General features: G+C 44.8%; 12 protein-coding genes. All 12 read right to left on the bottom strand.

Annotated features, from left to right (window positions below):
• Positions 1 to 25 precede the first annotated feature (25 nt).
• On the bottom strand, positions 26 to 1,351 hold the full coding sequence (locus DESPODRAFT_RS15095) for a sulfotransferase family protein (RefSeq protein WP_004074518.1): 1,326 nt from the start codon (positions 1,349 to 1,351) through the stop codon (positions 26 to 28).
• Between the two features lie 395 nt (positions 1,352 to 1,746).
• Positions 1,747 to 3,645 carry an HAD hydrolase-like protein gene (locus tag DESPODRAFT_RS15090; RefSeq protein ID WP_004074517.1) on the bottom strand — a complete coding sequence of 633 codons (1,899 nt, stop codon included), beginning with the start codon at positions 3,643 to 3,645 and terminating at the stop codon, positions 1,747 to 1,749.
• The gene (locus DESPODRAFT_RS15085; RefSeq protein WP_172635733.1) at positions 3,639 to 4,592 is read right to left on the bottom strand and encodes a glycosyltransferase; all 954 of its coding nucleotides are present in this window, start codon (positions 4,590 to 4,592) and stop codon (positions 3,639 to 3,641) included. Before DESPODRAFT_RS15085 ends, DESPODRAFT_RS15090 begins: the two co-directional genes overlap by 7 nt.
• A gap of 2 nt (positions 4,593 to 4,594) precedes the next feature.
• A complete protein-coding gene (locus DESPODRAFT_RS15080; RefSeq protein WP_004074515.1) occupies positions 4,595 to 5,374 on the bottom strand; it encodes a sulfotransferase domain-containing protein in 780 nt (259 codons plus the stop codon).
• A 92-nt stretch (positions 5,375 to 5,466) separates the two neighbouring features.
• Positions 5,467 to 6,723: a glycosyltransferase gene (locus DESPODRAFT_RS15075; protein WP_004074514.1), complete on the bottom strand. Its 1,257-nt coding sequence runs from the start codon at positions 6,721 to 6,723 to the stop codon at positions 5,467 to 5,469.
• 376 nt (positions 6,724 to 7,099) lie between these two features.
• Positions 7,100 to 10,636, bottom strand: coding sequence for a glycosyltransferase (locus tag DESPODRAFT_RS18800; protein ID WP_004074512.1), 3,537 nt, complete (start codon positions 10,634 to 10,636; stop codon positions 7,100 to 7,102).
• A 238-nt stretch (positions 10,637 to 10,874) separates the two neighbouring features.
• Positions 10,875 to 12,413 carry a zinc ribbon domain-containing protein gene (locus tag DESPODRAFT_RS15045; protein WP_004074511.1) on the bottom strand — a complete coding sequence of 513 codons (1,539 nt, stop codon included), beginning with the start codon at positions 12,411 to 12,413 and terminating at the stop codon, positions 10,875 to 10,877.
• Positions 12,414 to 12,769: 356 nt separating this feature from the next.
• Positions 12,770 to 13,006: a hypothetical protein gene (locus tag DESPODRAFT_RS15040; RefSeq protein WP_040016021.1), complete on the bottom strand. Its 237-nt coding sequence runs from the start codon at positions 13,004 to 13,006 to the stop codon at positions 12,770 to 12,772.
• A gap of 153 nt (positions 13,007 to 13,159) precedes the next feature.
• A complete protein-coding gene (locus DESPODRAFT_RS21890) occupies positions 13,160 to 13,288 on the bottom strand; it encodes a four helix bundle protein (RefSeq protein ID WP_371905025.1) in 129 nt (42 codons plus the stop codon).
• Between the two features lie 69 nt (positions 13,289 to 13,357).
• Positions 13,358 to 14,041 (bottom strand): RpnC/YadD family protein, encoded by a 684-nt coding sequence (locus tag DESPODRAFT_RS15035; RefSeq protein WP_245531932.1) that lies wholly within the window; start codon positions 14,039 to 14,041, stop codon positions 13,358 to 13,360.
• A gap of 464 nt (positions 14,042 to 14,505) precedes the next feature.
• Complete coding sequence (locus DESPODRAFT_RS15030; protein WP_004074508.1) at positions 14,506 to 15,417, bottom strand: RpnC/YadD family protein; 912 nt, start codon at positions 15,415 to 15,417, stop codon at positions 14,506 to 14,508.
• A gap of 358 nt (positions 15,418 to 15,775) precedes the next feature.
• Positions 15,776 to 17,053: a class I SAM-dependent methyltransferase gene (locus DESPODRAFT_RS18795; RefSeq protein ID WP_004074507.1), complete on the bottom strand. Its 1,278-nt coding sequence runs from the start codon at positions 17,051 to 17,053 to the stop codon at positions 15,776 to 15,778.

The following is a 17,053-nucleotide window of genomic DNA, read 5'->3' as shown; positions in this document are numbered from 1 at the left end:
TATGTTATAATTAAAAAAGCAATCTTTATGCCGCTAACTCAGGTTTATCTCTGATTGAAGAAAGTGGGAGAAAGTTCGTCAGTTCGTCTTGCTGTGTAGAAACTTTCAGGCATACATGCAGCTCTGATGAGACGTCCCATGTTTGATTGAAAACTGGGAGTGTAATTGTTGGGTCGTTGCCAGTCACTAAAACAGTTAAACCTGCTGAGCTATTCAGCCTAATGGCGGAGCCGGTAATATTTACCTGATCAAAGTCTTTGACTTTATTTGCTTCCCAGATTGCTTTTTCAGTAACCTTATTAACCAAATTAATATTCGATACCTTAATAAAACCATGAGTATTTAATGGATGGATTGTGATGTTATTCGATGTCAATAATTCAGGGTTAGGCACAGGCAAGGAGATTTCTTGCCACTGATTTTCTATGAGGGGAATGGTTTTCATGACTACGCCATTTTCGCCATTTTTGCTGGTTGTGGGGAAAGTAATGGTAGCGTATAAATGGAAATTTGCAACGGGCAATGAGCAATGGTGGTAATGCCGGCTGCCTTCAAGCATACTGATGACGTTCAAAAGGGAGTCGATCAAATCAATTTCAGAAGAGCCAATACTCTTTATCCGCTGATTATAGCTATTCAGTGCTGATGAAGCGTATTGCGTTGCTCTTAGCTGGTCATATAGCTTGGCGTAGGGTTTGAATTTTTCCTTATCGGCATCGGATAGGTTGGAAGCGTGGTGGTTTTTAAGATCTGGTTGGACAAGGTCCAACAGATCAGATGTCAGAGATCGGAGGACAGAAGTCAGTGAAGATCCGAAGACAGTATTTAAAGTGGAAACTGGATCAGCCAACAACTGATCAAAAGTAACCGAAGAATAATCCAGCTCGTTCAAAGCCCGCAAAGTCTCGCGAATGTGGGAAAGCCAGAGGATGTGAGCCTGGTGTAGATCCATGTTCTGGTTGGACTGGAGACTGAGTGCGACTTCATATGGATGGCGCAAGATATGAATGAGCTTTACCGTGATCTCATGCTTCTTGAACGTATCCAGCCAGAGAGGAAGGGTGAGAGCGTTTAAGTTTACCTGAAGCGGCTTATCCGGCAGTGTTCCGGTTTGGGATATGAAGTTGCCAATTCTTCCCTTCGCCCTTGAATATGCCTCTGATGCCATCCAGTCATAAGGCAATGAGCCCGCAGGCTGGCCCAAATCCTGAAGCAACAGTCTGTCTATGGTCTCTGGATCTGGCTGGATATGATTGCCCGTAGGAAAACCAAGTACCTGAAGGCAGGTCGCTAAAGCCTTAACCCCGCTTCGTGGGGCACCCGTGCAGACGATGATTGATTTATTGTTCATTAAGTTTGTTGTTCCATATAATTACCGAACTGAAGTTCAAAAAAGGGCCGCCGAGAAGGGGCTAAGGGCGGATGGTAATATATACGCCGGGGCAATCCCCGGATATAAGTGTGGTGTCCCCGGAATTCACCAAAATCCCCACACCTGTTAAAGACTTGTGCAATCAAAGTCTTGCTCAGGAGAAAGCATGTGAGATGCTGGCATGTCATAATGTGTGATGACTATGTCATTGGCCGGGCAGCCTCGTAGTAAAAAATATGCCGGTTGACATTTGGTGGCATGATATAGTGGTCTTCTACACGACCCGACCACTATAGTTGCATTTAAAAATTTAAAAACCAAAAGTGTAAACTACTTTTGAGCTCAAATGAAGGATGCCGATTTTCTCACGTTTTTTAGGAACAAAGCCTAACGTATCTCCTAACAAAATCAACAAAATCTCGCCTTGAAAGGACAAAAGCCGCTTCAAGCCATTCGTTATGATGGTGTTTCTTTCCATGCCGAAAGAAATCAATTAGTTCGTAGAAATCATACCCTTTTGCAAGCCGAACAAAATAAGATTCGTTTTGGTCCTCTGCATCTTCGTAAGCACCGTAAGCTCGTGCTTCTTCGATGGTTGGATCGGTAAAAAAAAGCTTAAGCGTTCGTTCAACCTCATCCGCAAACAGCTCAGGGACATCGTCTATCTGAGCAGAATCACTACATTGAAGGAATCGCTCAGCAAAATCCAAAATACCTTTATGCTGATAATACAGCCCCCATTTAAGTGCTCTATCATTTCTCTCATATCTTAAATTTACTTTAATATCTTTTTCCCCCAAATAATAATCAATAACACCTCCATGGTTAGCAGCAAAAAACAACTCAACCACCGGAATTATATAAAAATTATTAATCAGATCTCGCTTTCTTTCCAAATCAAAAAACCAACCGAGCATCGGATCCTGCGGCAGCGTTTTTTTTCGAGTAATTCCAAAGTAAAAGCCAGTCAAAGATTCAGGGAAATCTTCTATGCCAATAATTCTTGAAAGAGATCGTTGTAGAGTACCACTCCAACCAACGTCCACAATACCTTTATTAGTACCCGCTAAAAAACCTTCTTGTGCGAGATACGCTACTAATAATTTTCGTTTTTCCGCTGCGATTTTCAAGATATCACTAGATATTGATCTAAAAAACTCCTTCAGAATAATCCGAGCTTCCTCATCCAGTTGTTCATCGAATCCCATCCCTAATCCAACTTTCTGAAGACCTTCTCTATAAGCCTCTGGCTGTAATCCAACCCTTTTAAATACAATATTTAAACTAAAATAATAAGTCGGCGCCAAGATCCATTCGAACTCTTCTTCTACAAGTTCAGTCATAGCTGGTAGCAACAGTGCTTGACGAGATACAAAAAGATAACGTACATGAATCTTAGGAAACGAAGATTTACCTATTAACTTGGCGACTTCAGAAATAATTTGTCCATCACGTGACAAAAAGTATAAATTTGTGATATTCTTTTTGTCGGCCTCCCGTAAACACCAATACGCGAATGCGAACACTAATGGCCCAACCAAAGATACGCTAACGTCATAAATTGTATCATGCTTCCGACAAGAGATAGCTTCCTTGCTTAACCTTACTTGACGAGCTACACCATGTGCGAGCTTGATAAGAATATGCGAATTGTTTCCATGCTTTTCATATCTGTTCGCTTCCATATATTTGAACAGTTCTGCGTTTAAACCTTCTTCTTGCGCCATCTCGACATCGCTACGTAAATTATCGCCTACATGAAATATTTGGTCGGGCTCGATGCCACGCGCTTCAATTACAGCACGAAAAAGCTTTCCATTGCTTTTCATGCCTTTAAGTTCACTTGAAAGATATAGATTAGAATCTGCCACCGGGACCCCGTTCTCATTTAAAGCCCTCATTATCGTGGCACGATCAAGGTATATATCACTAATGAAGCCAATATCATTACCCTCAACAAGCGATTGCCGAAGCCTTTCGTGCCCTAATCTGATTGGTTTGAGGCACCGTACCTCTTCATACTTTTCCAGCTCAATCAATCGAGCTACTTTTTCACTCGTGAGATTTAACTGTGTTTTTAGAAAACGGTATATATCCTCTATGGTAACCTCGGATTCAAACTTGAGTTCTTTACGAGCGTCCAGCTCTGCAAGTGGGCGATGCTTGCCGAATTGCGGAATATTGTATTTCCACTCAATAAATTCAAACAGTTCGATTGGATGAACGAAACAACGGCAAAGCAATGTATCGAAGATGTCAAATGTTTTTAACATGGCGTAAAATAATTCCGATCAAAAATTGTACTATTTCTCTTTTCCCAACATTTTTTTGAGAAATTCCAAAAGATATAATCTCCTATCAGTTCATGCCGCTGAAGACCAAACTCATCCTGTAAAATTACTTCAGAGTCAAAGCTCCACAAAACTCTTTCCTTTTGAAATTCAAATTTACTGAGCAATAGATTGAGTCTTTTCAATCCTTCAGGTGGGGTTTTAAAATCCCCTAACTCTGCATTATAGAGTTCGGGGTTTCCAGTGATTTGATTTCCGTGAAAACGGTAGCCTCCTAAGAACGAAAATACCTTCGTAAGCTTTGAATACCGCGCAAAATCTCGCCACAGGAAAAAATCGGCAGCATATCGATATGTCAGATTAAGCTTTTTCGACTTCTCCCAAAGTTCACGCCTCCAGAAAGTTGACTCCTGTTGAATCCAATTAAATCCGTATTCTGCAAGATCCAGCCGATAGTAACCTAGCTCAATAAAAAACTGGGAATAACAAAAAGGTAAATAATCGAAGCCGGCCCTCGCGCCATCGCAATTAAATGAATTTGGTATTCCGGTAATCCATCCAACGTCGCGAAATTCCCCAAAGACTCTTGTAATCGTTTTCAACGCGAACGGATGGTACATATCGTCTGAATTAAGCCATGCCATGATTTCGCCTGTAGAGTTGGCAAAGCCTCGAGTAATGGCATCGTACATTCCATTGTCTTTCTCGGAATACCAGCGAAATTCAACTGATCGACACCTTTGCGGTATTCTGCCGATGGAAAGATCCCGTTCAATTCTTTTTATTAAGTTTATTACCTCATTTTTAGAGCCTCCATCTTGAATGATGTACTCAAGATCAAAGTCTCCTTGCTGGGTTAAGATAGAGAAGGCGGTTTCATAAAGGTAGTCCGGCCTGTTATAAGATGGGGTTACAATGGAAATTTTCATAATCATTCTTTACGATCATATCCTGATAAATGGATTATTTCAGAGTAATATCGATAAAAATTTTCTATCTGGTCATTCGTTAAAAATTCGATATGATTATTTGGTTTTTTCCGCCAGTAAAAACGACCACCATCAACTGTTTTTTTCGTATCTATTAAATTACGAATTTCCTCCAAGTTAGATGGAAAGTGCAAATTTAAAAAATTACATATTTTGTTTACTTCTTGTTCAAAATTAAAGTACAGATCCTCATATCTAATAACGCATGTTGGGGTGTCGCTTTTACCGGATAACCAGTACAAATAGTTTTCTGACCAGGATCCTGCATCAAAAAAATATGGTTGCAGTGTTCCAAACAACATAAAAGCTGAGTAGAAGTCAGTGATCATTCCACTTTCTTTGGCAGCGGACACATCTTCAGGAAGATATTTTTTCGGGAGGCTCCAGTCTCCGGGGGCTACGCGCAGCAAATAATTTAGTTGAGAGCAAAAGACATCTAAAGGGTGTCGGACAATATAAATTATCTTATCGGTATGTAATGGTTGCCCTCTGTAAGCCACGGTAAGTCTTTTTGAATGGGATTTATAGAAATTTAATTGATGATTATCCGCATCAAATAATGGCTTTGAAGAGCGGATGTCAGCTTCCCAATATATATCTGGACACCATTCTGGTACTTGTGCTTGGGTCTGTAGAAGATCCCCGATAATAACTCTTAACCACGTACTTCCTGTTTTCGGAAAACCGTAAATACCAATACATTGATTTTTTGTAGATTCCATACGTTCATCTCCTAAAATAGTGTTTCAATATCTTGAATTTGTTATAAATCTATGTGATGTTGACTCTGATTTCAACATTCTGCTGTAATTAATTAAGTCAACGACTGATAAACATTCAAATATTCTTCAGCTTGTTTATTGGGATTGCACTCTTTAGTAACAAAGGCTCTAGCATTTTCACCAAGTCTATTTCTCGTATCTGGATAATTAATCAGTAATTTTAAATGCAGTGCAAGCTGAATAGCAGATCCAGTTTTTGCCAATAATCCAGTTTTTCTATCAATGACAATGTCTGAAATTCCTCCTGAGTTGAATGCCACCATTGGAGTTGCACAGGCACCTGACTCAAGCAGTGTATTAGGCAAATTGTCTTCCAATGACGGAAGTACAAAAACATCGGCGGCATTGTATATACTAGACAACATAGAATCATCATTTATGTAGCCAAAATTTTTCGTCTTATAACCCAGAAATTCGATATCTTCGGCATGTTCACCAACAATCAGAATCACAATTTTCCCTTGTTTAACAAAAGTCGAAAGACTATAATCGTCGTTTATTATTTTCAATGCATGAAGAAAATAGCTGTACCCCTTCCTTTTCTCCTTATTATCATGCGCACCGGCGAGAATAGCAATCGAATCTACTGGTATTCCAAGACGCTCTTTTTCTTTCCTTTTGTCTAACTGTGTAAAAATATCAATTTCCACACAGTTCTTGATCGTTAAAATTTGGTTATCGCAAAAAACAGCGGATTGCTTTGCACGCCGACTTAACCAGCTACTTGGACAAACTACAGTAACTTTTTTCCCTTTGAGTAAATTATTTGATTTCTCCAAGTTTTTTTTTGTAAGGGATAGCGGATCTTGTTTTAATTGAGGACAATTGGCACATTTTTGGGAAATAAATTGATCACAGCCAGCGGTGTAATGGCACCCACCTGTATATGGGCGCTCATCATGGAGCGTCCAAACTATCGGAATGTGAAGGCTTAGCAAACGCTCAAGAATTTCGTATGATAAAAATCTTGCAACCCAATGTAGATTAATGATATCCGGTTTTATCTCCAAAACCAAATTCATAATATCATAGTGAGCTAAACTTACAGAAAAAAAGGTGTTTGATAAACTTGTGCGGTTTTTATTTATATAGTTACCTTGAATATCGCCATCAATTTCAGCTGACTTGTAATCCGTTATTTGAGCAAGATAGTCTCTCTCTGTTCCAATACCGTCTGAAGAAAGAAAGAAAGAATCTATGTTTTGGTCCAATAAAGCATGATGTAATCGCCTCGCGGCGCGCGCGGCACCACCTCCGCACGAAAATGTATTGATAATTAGTACTCGCATTTGGTAAACCTAATTTATTTGTGTTCGTAAATTTTGAGACCTTTGTACGGGCATCGGCTCCAGCGCATCCCTGCCTCTTGAGTCACCGATAAGTTGTTGGGCTTCACTTCGTTCAACCCAACATACGTTATGGCCGATGTTCTGATTAAGCCCTATTTGGGAAAAATGACCAGTGGCATCTTTGGCAATTGTATCGTTGTCTGAATTGATGAGAATTTCTTTAATCTTGTCTGACTGCTTAAAAATGGAAACGATATGTTGGAACAGGGCGGGGGGGCAAAGGGACGAATATTTTTGTTGGATAGCCGCTTTGAATGACATTAAAAGGGTAGCAGAGTGGTATTTTCATATTTGGTTTCCCCAAAGAATTTAGTGATCATTGTTTATGTGTAAAAGTAAAGTTTTGTAACGTCTCGCTTGTATAAATCAATGCAAGTTTCTTTATTGTATGATGTGCATCAAAGATTGTTCTGAAAAAAAAAGCTCCCTCCTTGGCCAGATGGCCAGCCAGAGTTTTGTTACTGAAAATTTCTTTTGTTGCCGCTGCAATCCCTTCGGCGTCGGCTTTTTGAAGCACATATGCCTTCTTACCGTGGGCCGCCTTCAACCCCAGGTTGGTCTTCGGCAGCACCACCGGCCGCCCCATGGCAAAAAATTCCGGCAGCTTGCAGGGGATGCGTTCGTCATTGAACGGGCCGGGTTCCCCCGGTTGGACCAGGATATCGGCTGCAGCCAGGATATCGGGAATCTGTTCTCTTTTGACCCAGCCCAAGTGCTTTTCAAATTGCCTGTTCCAGTTTTCAGTGCCCAGGCCTTTTTTATCAAGACCGGTGCGAAGCAGCACCGTGGGACAACTCTGCTGATTCAGGATATCAACAGCCTTGTATAACTCATTCACCTCATCCTTGTTGCCGGCATGTACATTGCCTGTATATACAAGAACCAGGTGATCATCCGGGATATCGTTGGCCCGGCGTAGTTTCATGTTAAGGGGCCTGGGGTAAAACAGTCTTTCATCCACTTGCGGAGCCAGTACTTGGACGGGAACGTTTCGGGTATTGAATCGGTTGAGGGTGTCAATGATCAGAGTCAGTCCCGAGGCTTGGTCTAAAAACCGACGGCCCCGGGTTGGGTGATACCGGTTTTGTGGAATCAGCTTGTCCAGCTCTGATTCAGGCAGTGCGACAAGTTCATGAAAGGGACGATTTAAAGCTGTTTCGGTTAAATATTCCTCGTTGTCTTCCAGGTGGATGATCAATGAGCACGGGTGTCTCTCCAGCATTTTTTCTGTAAACCGGCGGACGACTTCCCGGGGGGTCCAGGCGTGGATAAGGTCCAGGGGGCCAAGGGTCAGAGATGCGGGATCAGAAGTCAGCAGGGAAGAATAGGAGACAACAGAAATCAGAGGTCGGATGTCATAAGTATGATTGGACGCAAATGAAGATGCGTTGCTCATGGCTGATTGCCCCTCGCTGAGCTCCGGAACGGCAACAATGCAGTGTGTGCCCTGGGATGAAAGCATTCGGGCCAAAAGTTGGACTTGATATCCGTTGTTGCCGTCAATGGTCTGGGGCAGGACAAAAAGAATTTTGGTTGGAAGTTTTAAGTTGTAGGTTGTAGGTTTTAGATTGTAAGTTGTAGGTGAAGCAGTAGTGGTGGGCTGCTTTGTTTGGATAAGGTTGTTTTGGATATACGTGTTCCATTTTTCCTTAAACACCTTATGATTATTCTCAATAACCTCTGACTTATCCTTATACATCCCCTTCCGCGTTGCTCCTTCCACATGCTGCAGGCCCATATCATTCATGCAGAAGCACTTCTTTTGAAGGTCCCGGCCCAGGCGGAGGCAGAAGTCGATGTCTTCGAGGCCGTAGGTGTAGGCGGTGGTGAAGCCGTTCAATGTATTGAAATCGGTTTTGCGGACTAGCATGGTAGCGGCGGTTACCGCAGTTGTAAGTTGTAGGTTGTAGGTTGTAGGGGCGGAGAGGAAATCCTTTAATGAGGGGTGGCGGATTTGTTGGGGTTGGTGGTAGCCACGTTTTTCGTTCCACTTGAACTCGATTCCCAGGTGCTGGATGGTCTGGGTCTTGCCTTGGGCGGGGACGTCATCCAGGCGGACTCCCACCGCTCCGATCTTCTCATCTTTTTTCAGCGTTTCCAGGGCTTTTCCCAGCACATCATCCGTATAAATTATGTCGTTGTTGAGAAACAGCAGATAGGGGTGTCTGGCCCTGGTTGCGCCGAAGTTGCAGGATTCGGAAAAGGTGTAGTTCCTGTCACGGTGGATGTACTGAATGTCGCCTTTGTTCTTGTATTTGGCCACGACATCGGCGGTGTTGTCCGTGGAGGCGTGGTCGATGATGATCAGTTCAACCGGGTTGTGGGTATTGGTTTTTATAAAGCTGTTCAGGCAGTTGTCCAGGTGCTGGGCCGCGTTGCGGGTGAGGATGATGATGGAAACCGCGTTTTCTGTTTTCAGGTGTTTGGTATCAGGTGCTTTGGTTTTGCTTTGCAGGCCGGCCAGGGAACTATAAGGGGCCAGGGGTGCTATGTGTTGCAGCAGTGGGTGCAGGGTATCCAGCGGTTTGGGGGCGGACCGGGCGGTTTCCAAGGTTTGGCGCAGTCTGGGGGTGTTGGCGGCAAAGGAGAATTCCTTGAGAAACAGGTCCTGGGCCTTGGTGTCGGGCTGGGCCGATGGGGGCTGGGCAAGGGCCCGTTCCAGTGCCCGGGGCAGGGCGTTCTTGTCCTTAACCGGGATGACTGCGCCGGACTGGATAACGTCGGCTGTGGGCGGGAGATCCTGGAGGATCACGGTGCGGCCCATGGCCAGGGCGTCGGTGAGCTTGGCCGGGATCTGGAAATTGGAAACCATGGCGCCCGGTTCCTGGAGCAGCACGCAGACATCCCCCAGGGCGGTCACTTCCGGGATGGACTGGACGGGCTGGTTGCCCAGGAACAGTGTCTCCACTCCTTTGATCTCCTGCAGCTTCTGCTTCAGGGCCGGATCTGGAAAGTCTCCGACCACGGCGAAAACCACATCTTTGCGTCCCAGGCCGGCAATGGCCCGGGCTGTTTCCAGCAGGCCCTTGTGCTCCCTGGGCGTGCCGAAAAACAGAACCACCTTCTTGTCCGGCGGAACCTTGAATTTACTGCGGCTTTGGCTGCTCAGCTCCGGTGAGGGCTGAAAGCGTTTCTCGTCTCTGGCATGGCGGATGATCTGCCCGCCGTAGCGCTTCTGCAATGCCGGGTTGGAGACGGTTATTCCGTCAAACGCTGTGGCCAGTCCAACACCCAACCGGGTCCACTCCTTGCCCTCCAGGGATGTCAATTCGGGCAGGCGGCCATGTTTTTGCAGATGGGCATCCAGCGTTAGGGGAGTCTCTGCGTCAGCAAAGGCCAGTTCTTCGTCATCGATGTCCATCAATACGGTGGCACCCCAGATCAGCTTGTAGAGCAGGCCGAACAGGATGTTGGGCATCCGGGGCTTGGACAGGTGCACCACGTCGTAAGGATGGGCCATGACCAGATCCAGGGCCTGGTCCGCAAACCGGGTCTGGTCCTCGGCCACAAAGCTGTGCACCGGAATTTCCACATTGCCCAGCGGCGGCCAGATCTTTCGGTCCCATTTCGGGAAATACGCGCCGATGATTTCCGTGTCTGTAAAGGCCGCATACATCTGGGCCAGGTTATAGGCTCTTCCGGCTGGATTATGGGCAAGTTCCCACCCGCAGACGGCCACGGTAGGCTTCTGCTTCTGGCGGGCGGCAAGATGCCTTTTGCGGGCCAGGATGATGCCGGGCGTGATGACGCGGCTGAGATCCGGTGTGGTGCGCAGGGCCTGGAGGTAAAGGGGGATGGCCTGGGCTGGGTTGCCGGAGCGGAGGTGGTTGTTGGCTTGGGTGAAGGGGGTCATGGTTTAAGTTGTATGTTGTATGTTGTATGTTGTAGGGGTCTTGTGATGTCACTTTAAGCCCAAAGTGTGTCTCAAGGCATTGTCTATAGACTCCATCTCGAACAAGTGACCTATAACTTTATCAAATTCATGAATCATAATCGTAGCCAGATTGTCTGCCATGATTACAGAGTCGAAAAGTAAACCTGAACGAAGACCGTTACTTTTTATCACTACAAAAATAGACAAATATGCTCATTTATACAATTAACGGATACGCCTTCCAGTTTTTCATTTCAACAATGAAAGGAGCAACATTCAGACATTTTTTCCATCCATTAAGCCATCTGTCTATCTTACTCAAAAATTCCCCAGCGGTAACAGCGGCGCTGGCAGATTCTGATATATAACCAAAACCTGTTGAACTTTTAAGCGAAATTTTAAAAAATTTTCGTGCAATATTCTGCGTTGCTATGTAATCTCTGTTGCCTGAATACCCACAATGGGAGCAGGTGAATTCACCGTAATTTTTATGATCTCCACACTCACCGCATTTGGGGCAGAATTGAGAGGTCCAGGCAGGAAATACTGTCTTTACTGTTTTTCCAATGAGGTCTGCCTTGTATGTCAGCTTTTCAAAAATACCGGCTCTGATTGTTCTGTAAATCCTGCGGTTAAGCCGGCGGGCAAATTTTTTGCCGTTAAGCCCTCTGAGATCTTCGATAACTATGGTTGAACAGTTATGAATTTTTGCAATTGCAATAATTATATTTGAGGCCAGGTGTTCAAGTTCTTTTGAAAGCTTTTTCAGTTTTTTCCATCTGAGTTTGATTTCCCGCTTTAAAATTTTTATTTTCTTTTTATCTGTGCTTTTTGACAGTTTTGCTTTCAGCCGGTCAATCTCCTGATGGATCCGTTCTATTTTGTTTTGTACGCCTTTTATATCTACAAAAAAAGGGCGTGAAAATTGAACCGGCAGACCTTCATCCGTCATTTCAAAACAGGTTATCACCAACAGTTTTCTCAAGCCGTAGTCAATACTTAGTATCCTGTTATTATTTTCCTGTTTCTGGTTTGCTATCTCGATTTTATAGTCAATAATAACCTGGCCCTCAGCATTGATCCTTATGTCGGGAGGTTTAACATCTTCCTGCTTATCAGCAATAAAGTCGGGCATTGAAATCTGAAATTCTTCCCATTTCCAGCTTTTACGACTGACTGAAGATCTCTCTTTCAGAACTTTAATTTTGCCTGTCAGATAACGCTTTTTCTTAAATTCCGATGTGCCTTTTATTTTGATAAACTGTCCGTCATCAGGCGCCATGGTTATAAATTCCCCAACGAGAAGTTTGGGCACCAGTTCATGATAGGATGCAGGCAATCTCTTGTGTTCATCAATAAATTTTTGAGTCTGACTGCGAATGTTTTTTACATAATTGTATTTTGAAGCAAAATCGTTCTTTTTAAGGAAATCATAAGTCCACTCGTCAGGATTCGAGGTTAACTCACAAAGGTTATTATATAAAGCGCTGCGTTCAAGCTGAGACTTTAATATCCTTCCCATTGTCTCAAGCATACATCGCTTCACCCTTGAAGGCAGGTAAGTATTAAAATCCACAATGGGTTCCAGTATCTTGTAAACCTTTAATCCTCTTCGGGCTGAAATCAGCTCCTCGAAGACGCTTTCATCGTTCCACAGAGGATTGATCTTTTCACACATCACAGGTGAAAGGCTTTTTAAGGTATGGCTGAAACTATTTATAAATTTGAGCGGATATGAAAGCGTTGTGGTACTCATGGCTCCTTTATCGCCTTTAGAACCGGTTAAAAATAGGGTATTATATCAGAATTAACATGATACATGTGAATTTTTTTAAGTTTTGGTATAAAATAATGATAAAAATTTGCGAAATTTGTCATATTAAGACGATATTTGACTATATTTTTGCTAACAGTTAAAAACCCTCTTCGCTGTCAAGACGGATCAATATCCGGCTGGGATGATTGGCCCGCTTTAAATTGGTGCTGACCATGGCCACAATGCGCTAACAAAGCCCAGAGTCCAAATCGTCTGAATCTACAATTATAACCGGCCGTTTCTTACCGGTCGTGAGATCTGAGTTTGGAAAAATCACCAGGGCAATATCGCCTCGCCTAAAGGTAATCATACGCATCCATCTCCGGACGTTTCCAATCTTCAGTAAAACATTTTAAGCGATGTCTTAAATCAGCCGCATTCTCCAGGCCAATTCCCTGCTTCCGTAAATCTAAGCTCTGACCATGTTCATCGTCCAGAAAGATGACCAGTACCGAGACATGATCAACATCGGACGGTGGGGTGTTGATGAATTCGACACGCCCGTCTTTGTAAATTGCTCTTACTGTCTGCATGACAATACCTCCTGTTTTCCGGCTCCTTGGTGTCGACAATATATTTTAAGTCTCTGGATAGGCGAAGGAAATATCTGAATTTTTCCGATCATCCTCTGGCAATATTGAGAAATCTGAGGAAGTCTTTTTGCGCGTTTCGGGAAGGACCCGCCACTATGCTATGTTCGCAGGCACAGATGCAACCGCTCTTTTTATCTGATCTGCCAAAGCGTATTGTTTATTTTTTGGAAAACAACGACTACATTGTAAATCATCAGCATCAGTTAATGACTTTCCCGCCAAACCACAAACGCTTTCCAATGATTCATACAACTTACAACTTACAACGGAGCCAAGCCTGATCCCGAATTATCAGCTGTCTGACAGCAGGTGCAGCGGGATTTCCACCGGCTCATTGTTCAGTATCTGCCTGACCAGGTTTACATCAAGATCTACAAACTGTGCGATCATTTCTTCAGACATTCCTTTTTTTCCGGCTTTGCGGACCAATGCGATCACAGTCTCCTGCCTGCCTTTTTTTCTGCCTATTCTTTCGGCATTTGTAATATAAGGCATGTTTTTCTCCTTTTCATACGCTTTCAACTCTTCAACAAAAATTTCTTCAAGGGCTTCGGGCAAAGTCAACACCCAGTCTATAAAACGATAGAGATTTATGATCGCTGCTTTTGAATATCTCTTTTCGTATAGAAGCCTTGTCAGCTCAGTTTTCCACTGCTTTCTTAACGAATGGTCTTTTCTTGTCTCAAGCGCTTTTAAATGTGCCATCAGCACAATGGCAAAGGGATTATTCTCTCTTTCAAGATACGCCCATTTTTCCTTATAATCAAGTAGTTTGGTTGTAAGATAGTCCAGCCCCATGGTGGCGCCCCACATCCCATATCGAAATGGACCAGGGCGCCAGGTGGGGGAGTCATCCGCCAGAATTGCCACACTGGTTACCGGTATTTTGAACCTGTCATAAATTCTGTAATTGTAAACGAACATCCGTTCTGAAAAATCTAATTGGTTCTGAGCCTGAACTTCTATGTGGATCAATATCCATTTTTTGCTATTATTCTTAAGCGTTACTTCTACGAGTTTATCCGTATGCCTTTGGCCGAGAACCGATTCTTTGGTTAATTTTTGGAATTCTTTATCAAAAAATTTGATGTCTGTCCCCCAATCAATGTCTTCCTCCGAACCGGGAACAAAAAAGGCCATGAACTGAGGGAAAAAAATTCTATGATCTCTTTCCAGGGGGTGTCGTATGCTTGTTTTTTTTTGGTCATAGTTCCGCTGCCGGGAGTAATTATTGTCTGTGCGATCATTTCTTTAGAGGGGTGGGGTCGGACTGGGCCACGTCCCTGGTCAGCTCCTGGATCGGGGTTTTAATGTTTTCGTATTCTTTGAGGCGCCGCTTAAAAACCGGACGGTGAGGTGTAATTTTTCTTCAAATCCGATCGGGGTCAGGCTTGGCTTATTGCAAAGGTCCGAAATAAGCCAAGCCTGATCCCGAATTATCAGCTGTCTGACAGCAGGTGCAGCGGGATTTCTACCGGCTCATTGTTCAGTATCTGCCTGACCAGGTTTACATCAAGATCTACAAACTGTGCGATCATTTCTTCAGACATTCCTTTTTTTCCGGCTTTGCGGACCAATGCGATCACAGTTTTCTGTGTACCTTTCTGCATGCCTTGCTGCATGCCTTGCTGCATGCCTTCCTGCCTGCCTTTATCTTTTATATATTGCGCTAACATGGCAGTCTCCTTATGTTGAATGATATTTTCATAAAGCTGTTGCTGTTCCTGGTCGCTTATTTCTGAATACACATCAATAAACTCCACATATTTATCAAAAAGCCCTCTGGTGACCAGTTCGAACAGCCCCTTGTATGCCTGGCAGATCACCTCTATACGTTCGTGCTTTTCATACTGCATCTTGGGCAAAAGGATTTTTACCACCGGATTATCCATATTGTAATAATCCCGGGCATTCAAGTCAAACAACTTGTGAAATACATATTCAAAATGAAGGAAAACCCGATCGTTAATTTGTGTGTGCAGATCAAGGGGCACTGTTTTGCGCCACTTTTTCCTGTCAGTGAACAATACTGTCGGAACCACCAGCGCATCCGGATAGGCTTCCATCATGTCGGTGGTGTACAGAAGCAATTTGTGTATGGAAAATTTGGATTTATCTTCCTGAAATTCCACCAGCCATAAGAGCAATTGTTGTGTTTCAAAATGGAACAATATCGGCAAATCCAGTGCCAGCCCGGCATCTGAAAGATGGTGTTTTTTGGGTTCCTGACGTGTAAAATCGATGGAAACGATCTTGCCCCAGTTCTGTTCCGCCTGGGGAAACAGCCATTGGAGTGTTTCCCTGGGAAAATCTTGAAACAAATTTTTGAAATTAGGGTCATGGGCAATCATTTGTTACACCTGGCTTTCCACAGGCAGGTACAGCTAAACGTTGCCTGTGATTGTTATCTGACGTACCCTTTCATGAAAAAACCTTTCGGTTACCAACACCCTCCGAAGAGGGGTAAGATTCGCCTCGCCAATGTTCAGCAGGCTTCACAATATGGTTGACCACCCCTACCTCACAGGGCTTTTACAGAGGCACGATAGTGTTTTTGACTGGCGAATATATCCAAAGATATCTACATTCTGCCGAACGTAGTCCCCGATAACAAGGACTCAGGCTAGTCAACTCGGGCTTTTACAAGCCCCCTTCTGAATCTCTGATTCACAAGGGGGTAGTTGACACCACCACTTCTTATCATACAACTTAAAACCTACAACCTAAAACAAACTCCCGAATAACCCGCTGATCCGGAGCAACAGCATCGCTACGGGTGGTTACCTTCTCCGGAACCACTTCCACCGATTGATAATTGGAAAGGATTTCCGGGGTCTTGTCACTCAGGATGGTGCTGGCCGGGTCAAGGCCGGTGATCAGCAGCAGACCGCTGGGGGTTACGTCCAGAAGCAGCCGGCGAAGATCCGGGCGGTGGGTTTGCAGGATTTCAGGGAATTTCCAGATGTCGCCTGTCCAGTCCTGGCCGGTGCGCCGACGCGTGGCCTGGGCCGGGTCCGGGGGCAGCACTCCGGGGACCATGATCAGGGTCTTGGAATGGGCCAGGGCTTCGGCATGGATGAAATCCCGCAGCAGGTATTCCAGAAGCGGCATGCCATCGAGCAGAATCAGATCCGGGGTATGGGGCAAAATGTGCTTTGCCATGTCTGCAAAAAATTCGTCGCTGGTGGCCGTGACCACACGGGCTGTGTCCGGCAGGTGGTCCAGCTGTCTGGGAACCGGGTCCACGCCTACGGCCGGGCAGGCAGGCAAAGCCAGGCTTTTGCCTTGCCCTACCCCGATTTCCAGATACAATGCCGGCTTTAAAAGCGCATGGATCAGGGCCAGTGCTGCGTATTTGTCCGAGGGGGTCTGGTGCGCAGCCGCGTCCGTGGGCGGCTGTTCAGAAGTGCTGATGGTCAACAGGGAGTTGCCGGAGCCACGGCCGGGAAATTGAAATCCTTCCGCCTGCCAACTTGCCCTTGCCTGGGTCAACAATTTTACATCCCCGCCATCCCCGGCAATGCGCAGACTCTCCTGAAAATGCCCGATCGCGCGCTGTTGCTGCCCGCACAGGGCAGACGCCTTGCCCAGGGTATTGTACACCCCGGCAATCAGCACCTGGCTGATCATTTTTCTGCTTGCACCCCATTCCTTTGCAAGACGGGTGAACTCGCGTGTGGCTTCCGTGTTTCCTTGTTGCTGATGCCCGGCTGCGGCAAGCAGGGCGAGGCTGGTCCGCTGCGGGTGATGGTTCAGGGATTCACGCTCGATCCGGGCCAGGCTCTCCCAGTCGCCGAACTGCCACTGGGTGCGGGCACGTTCGAAAAGATTTTTATCATAGTACGCCGCCAGCATCACTTCAGAGGAACTTTCCTCTGAACATGTTTCCCAGGTTTCCGAATTTTCTGCTTTCACATACGGGGGAGAATACCCTTGTGGTCTTGTCTTGTCCCGCAACCAGTTAAATATGTTGGCAAAAACACCCAT

It is taken from the genome of Desulfobacter postgatei 2ac9 (assembly GCF_000233695.2).
GTDB lineage: Bacteria > Desulfobacterota > Desulfobacteria > Desulfobacterales > Desulfobacteraceae > Desulfobacter > Desulfobacter postgatei.
Note: the sequence above shows the minus strand (reverse complement) of the source record. Positions and strands in the feature narration are given on the sequence as shown.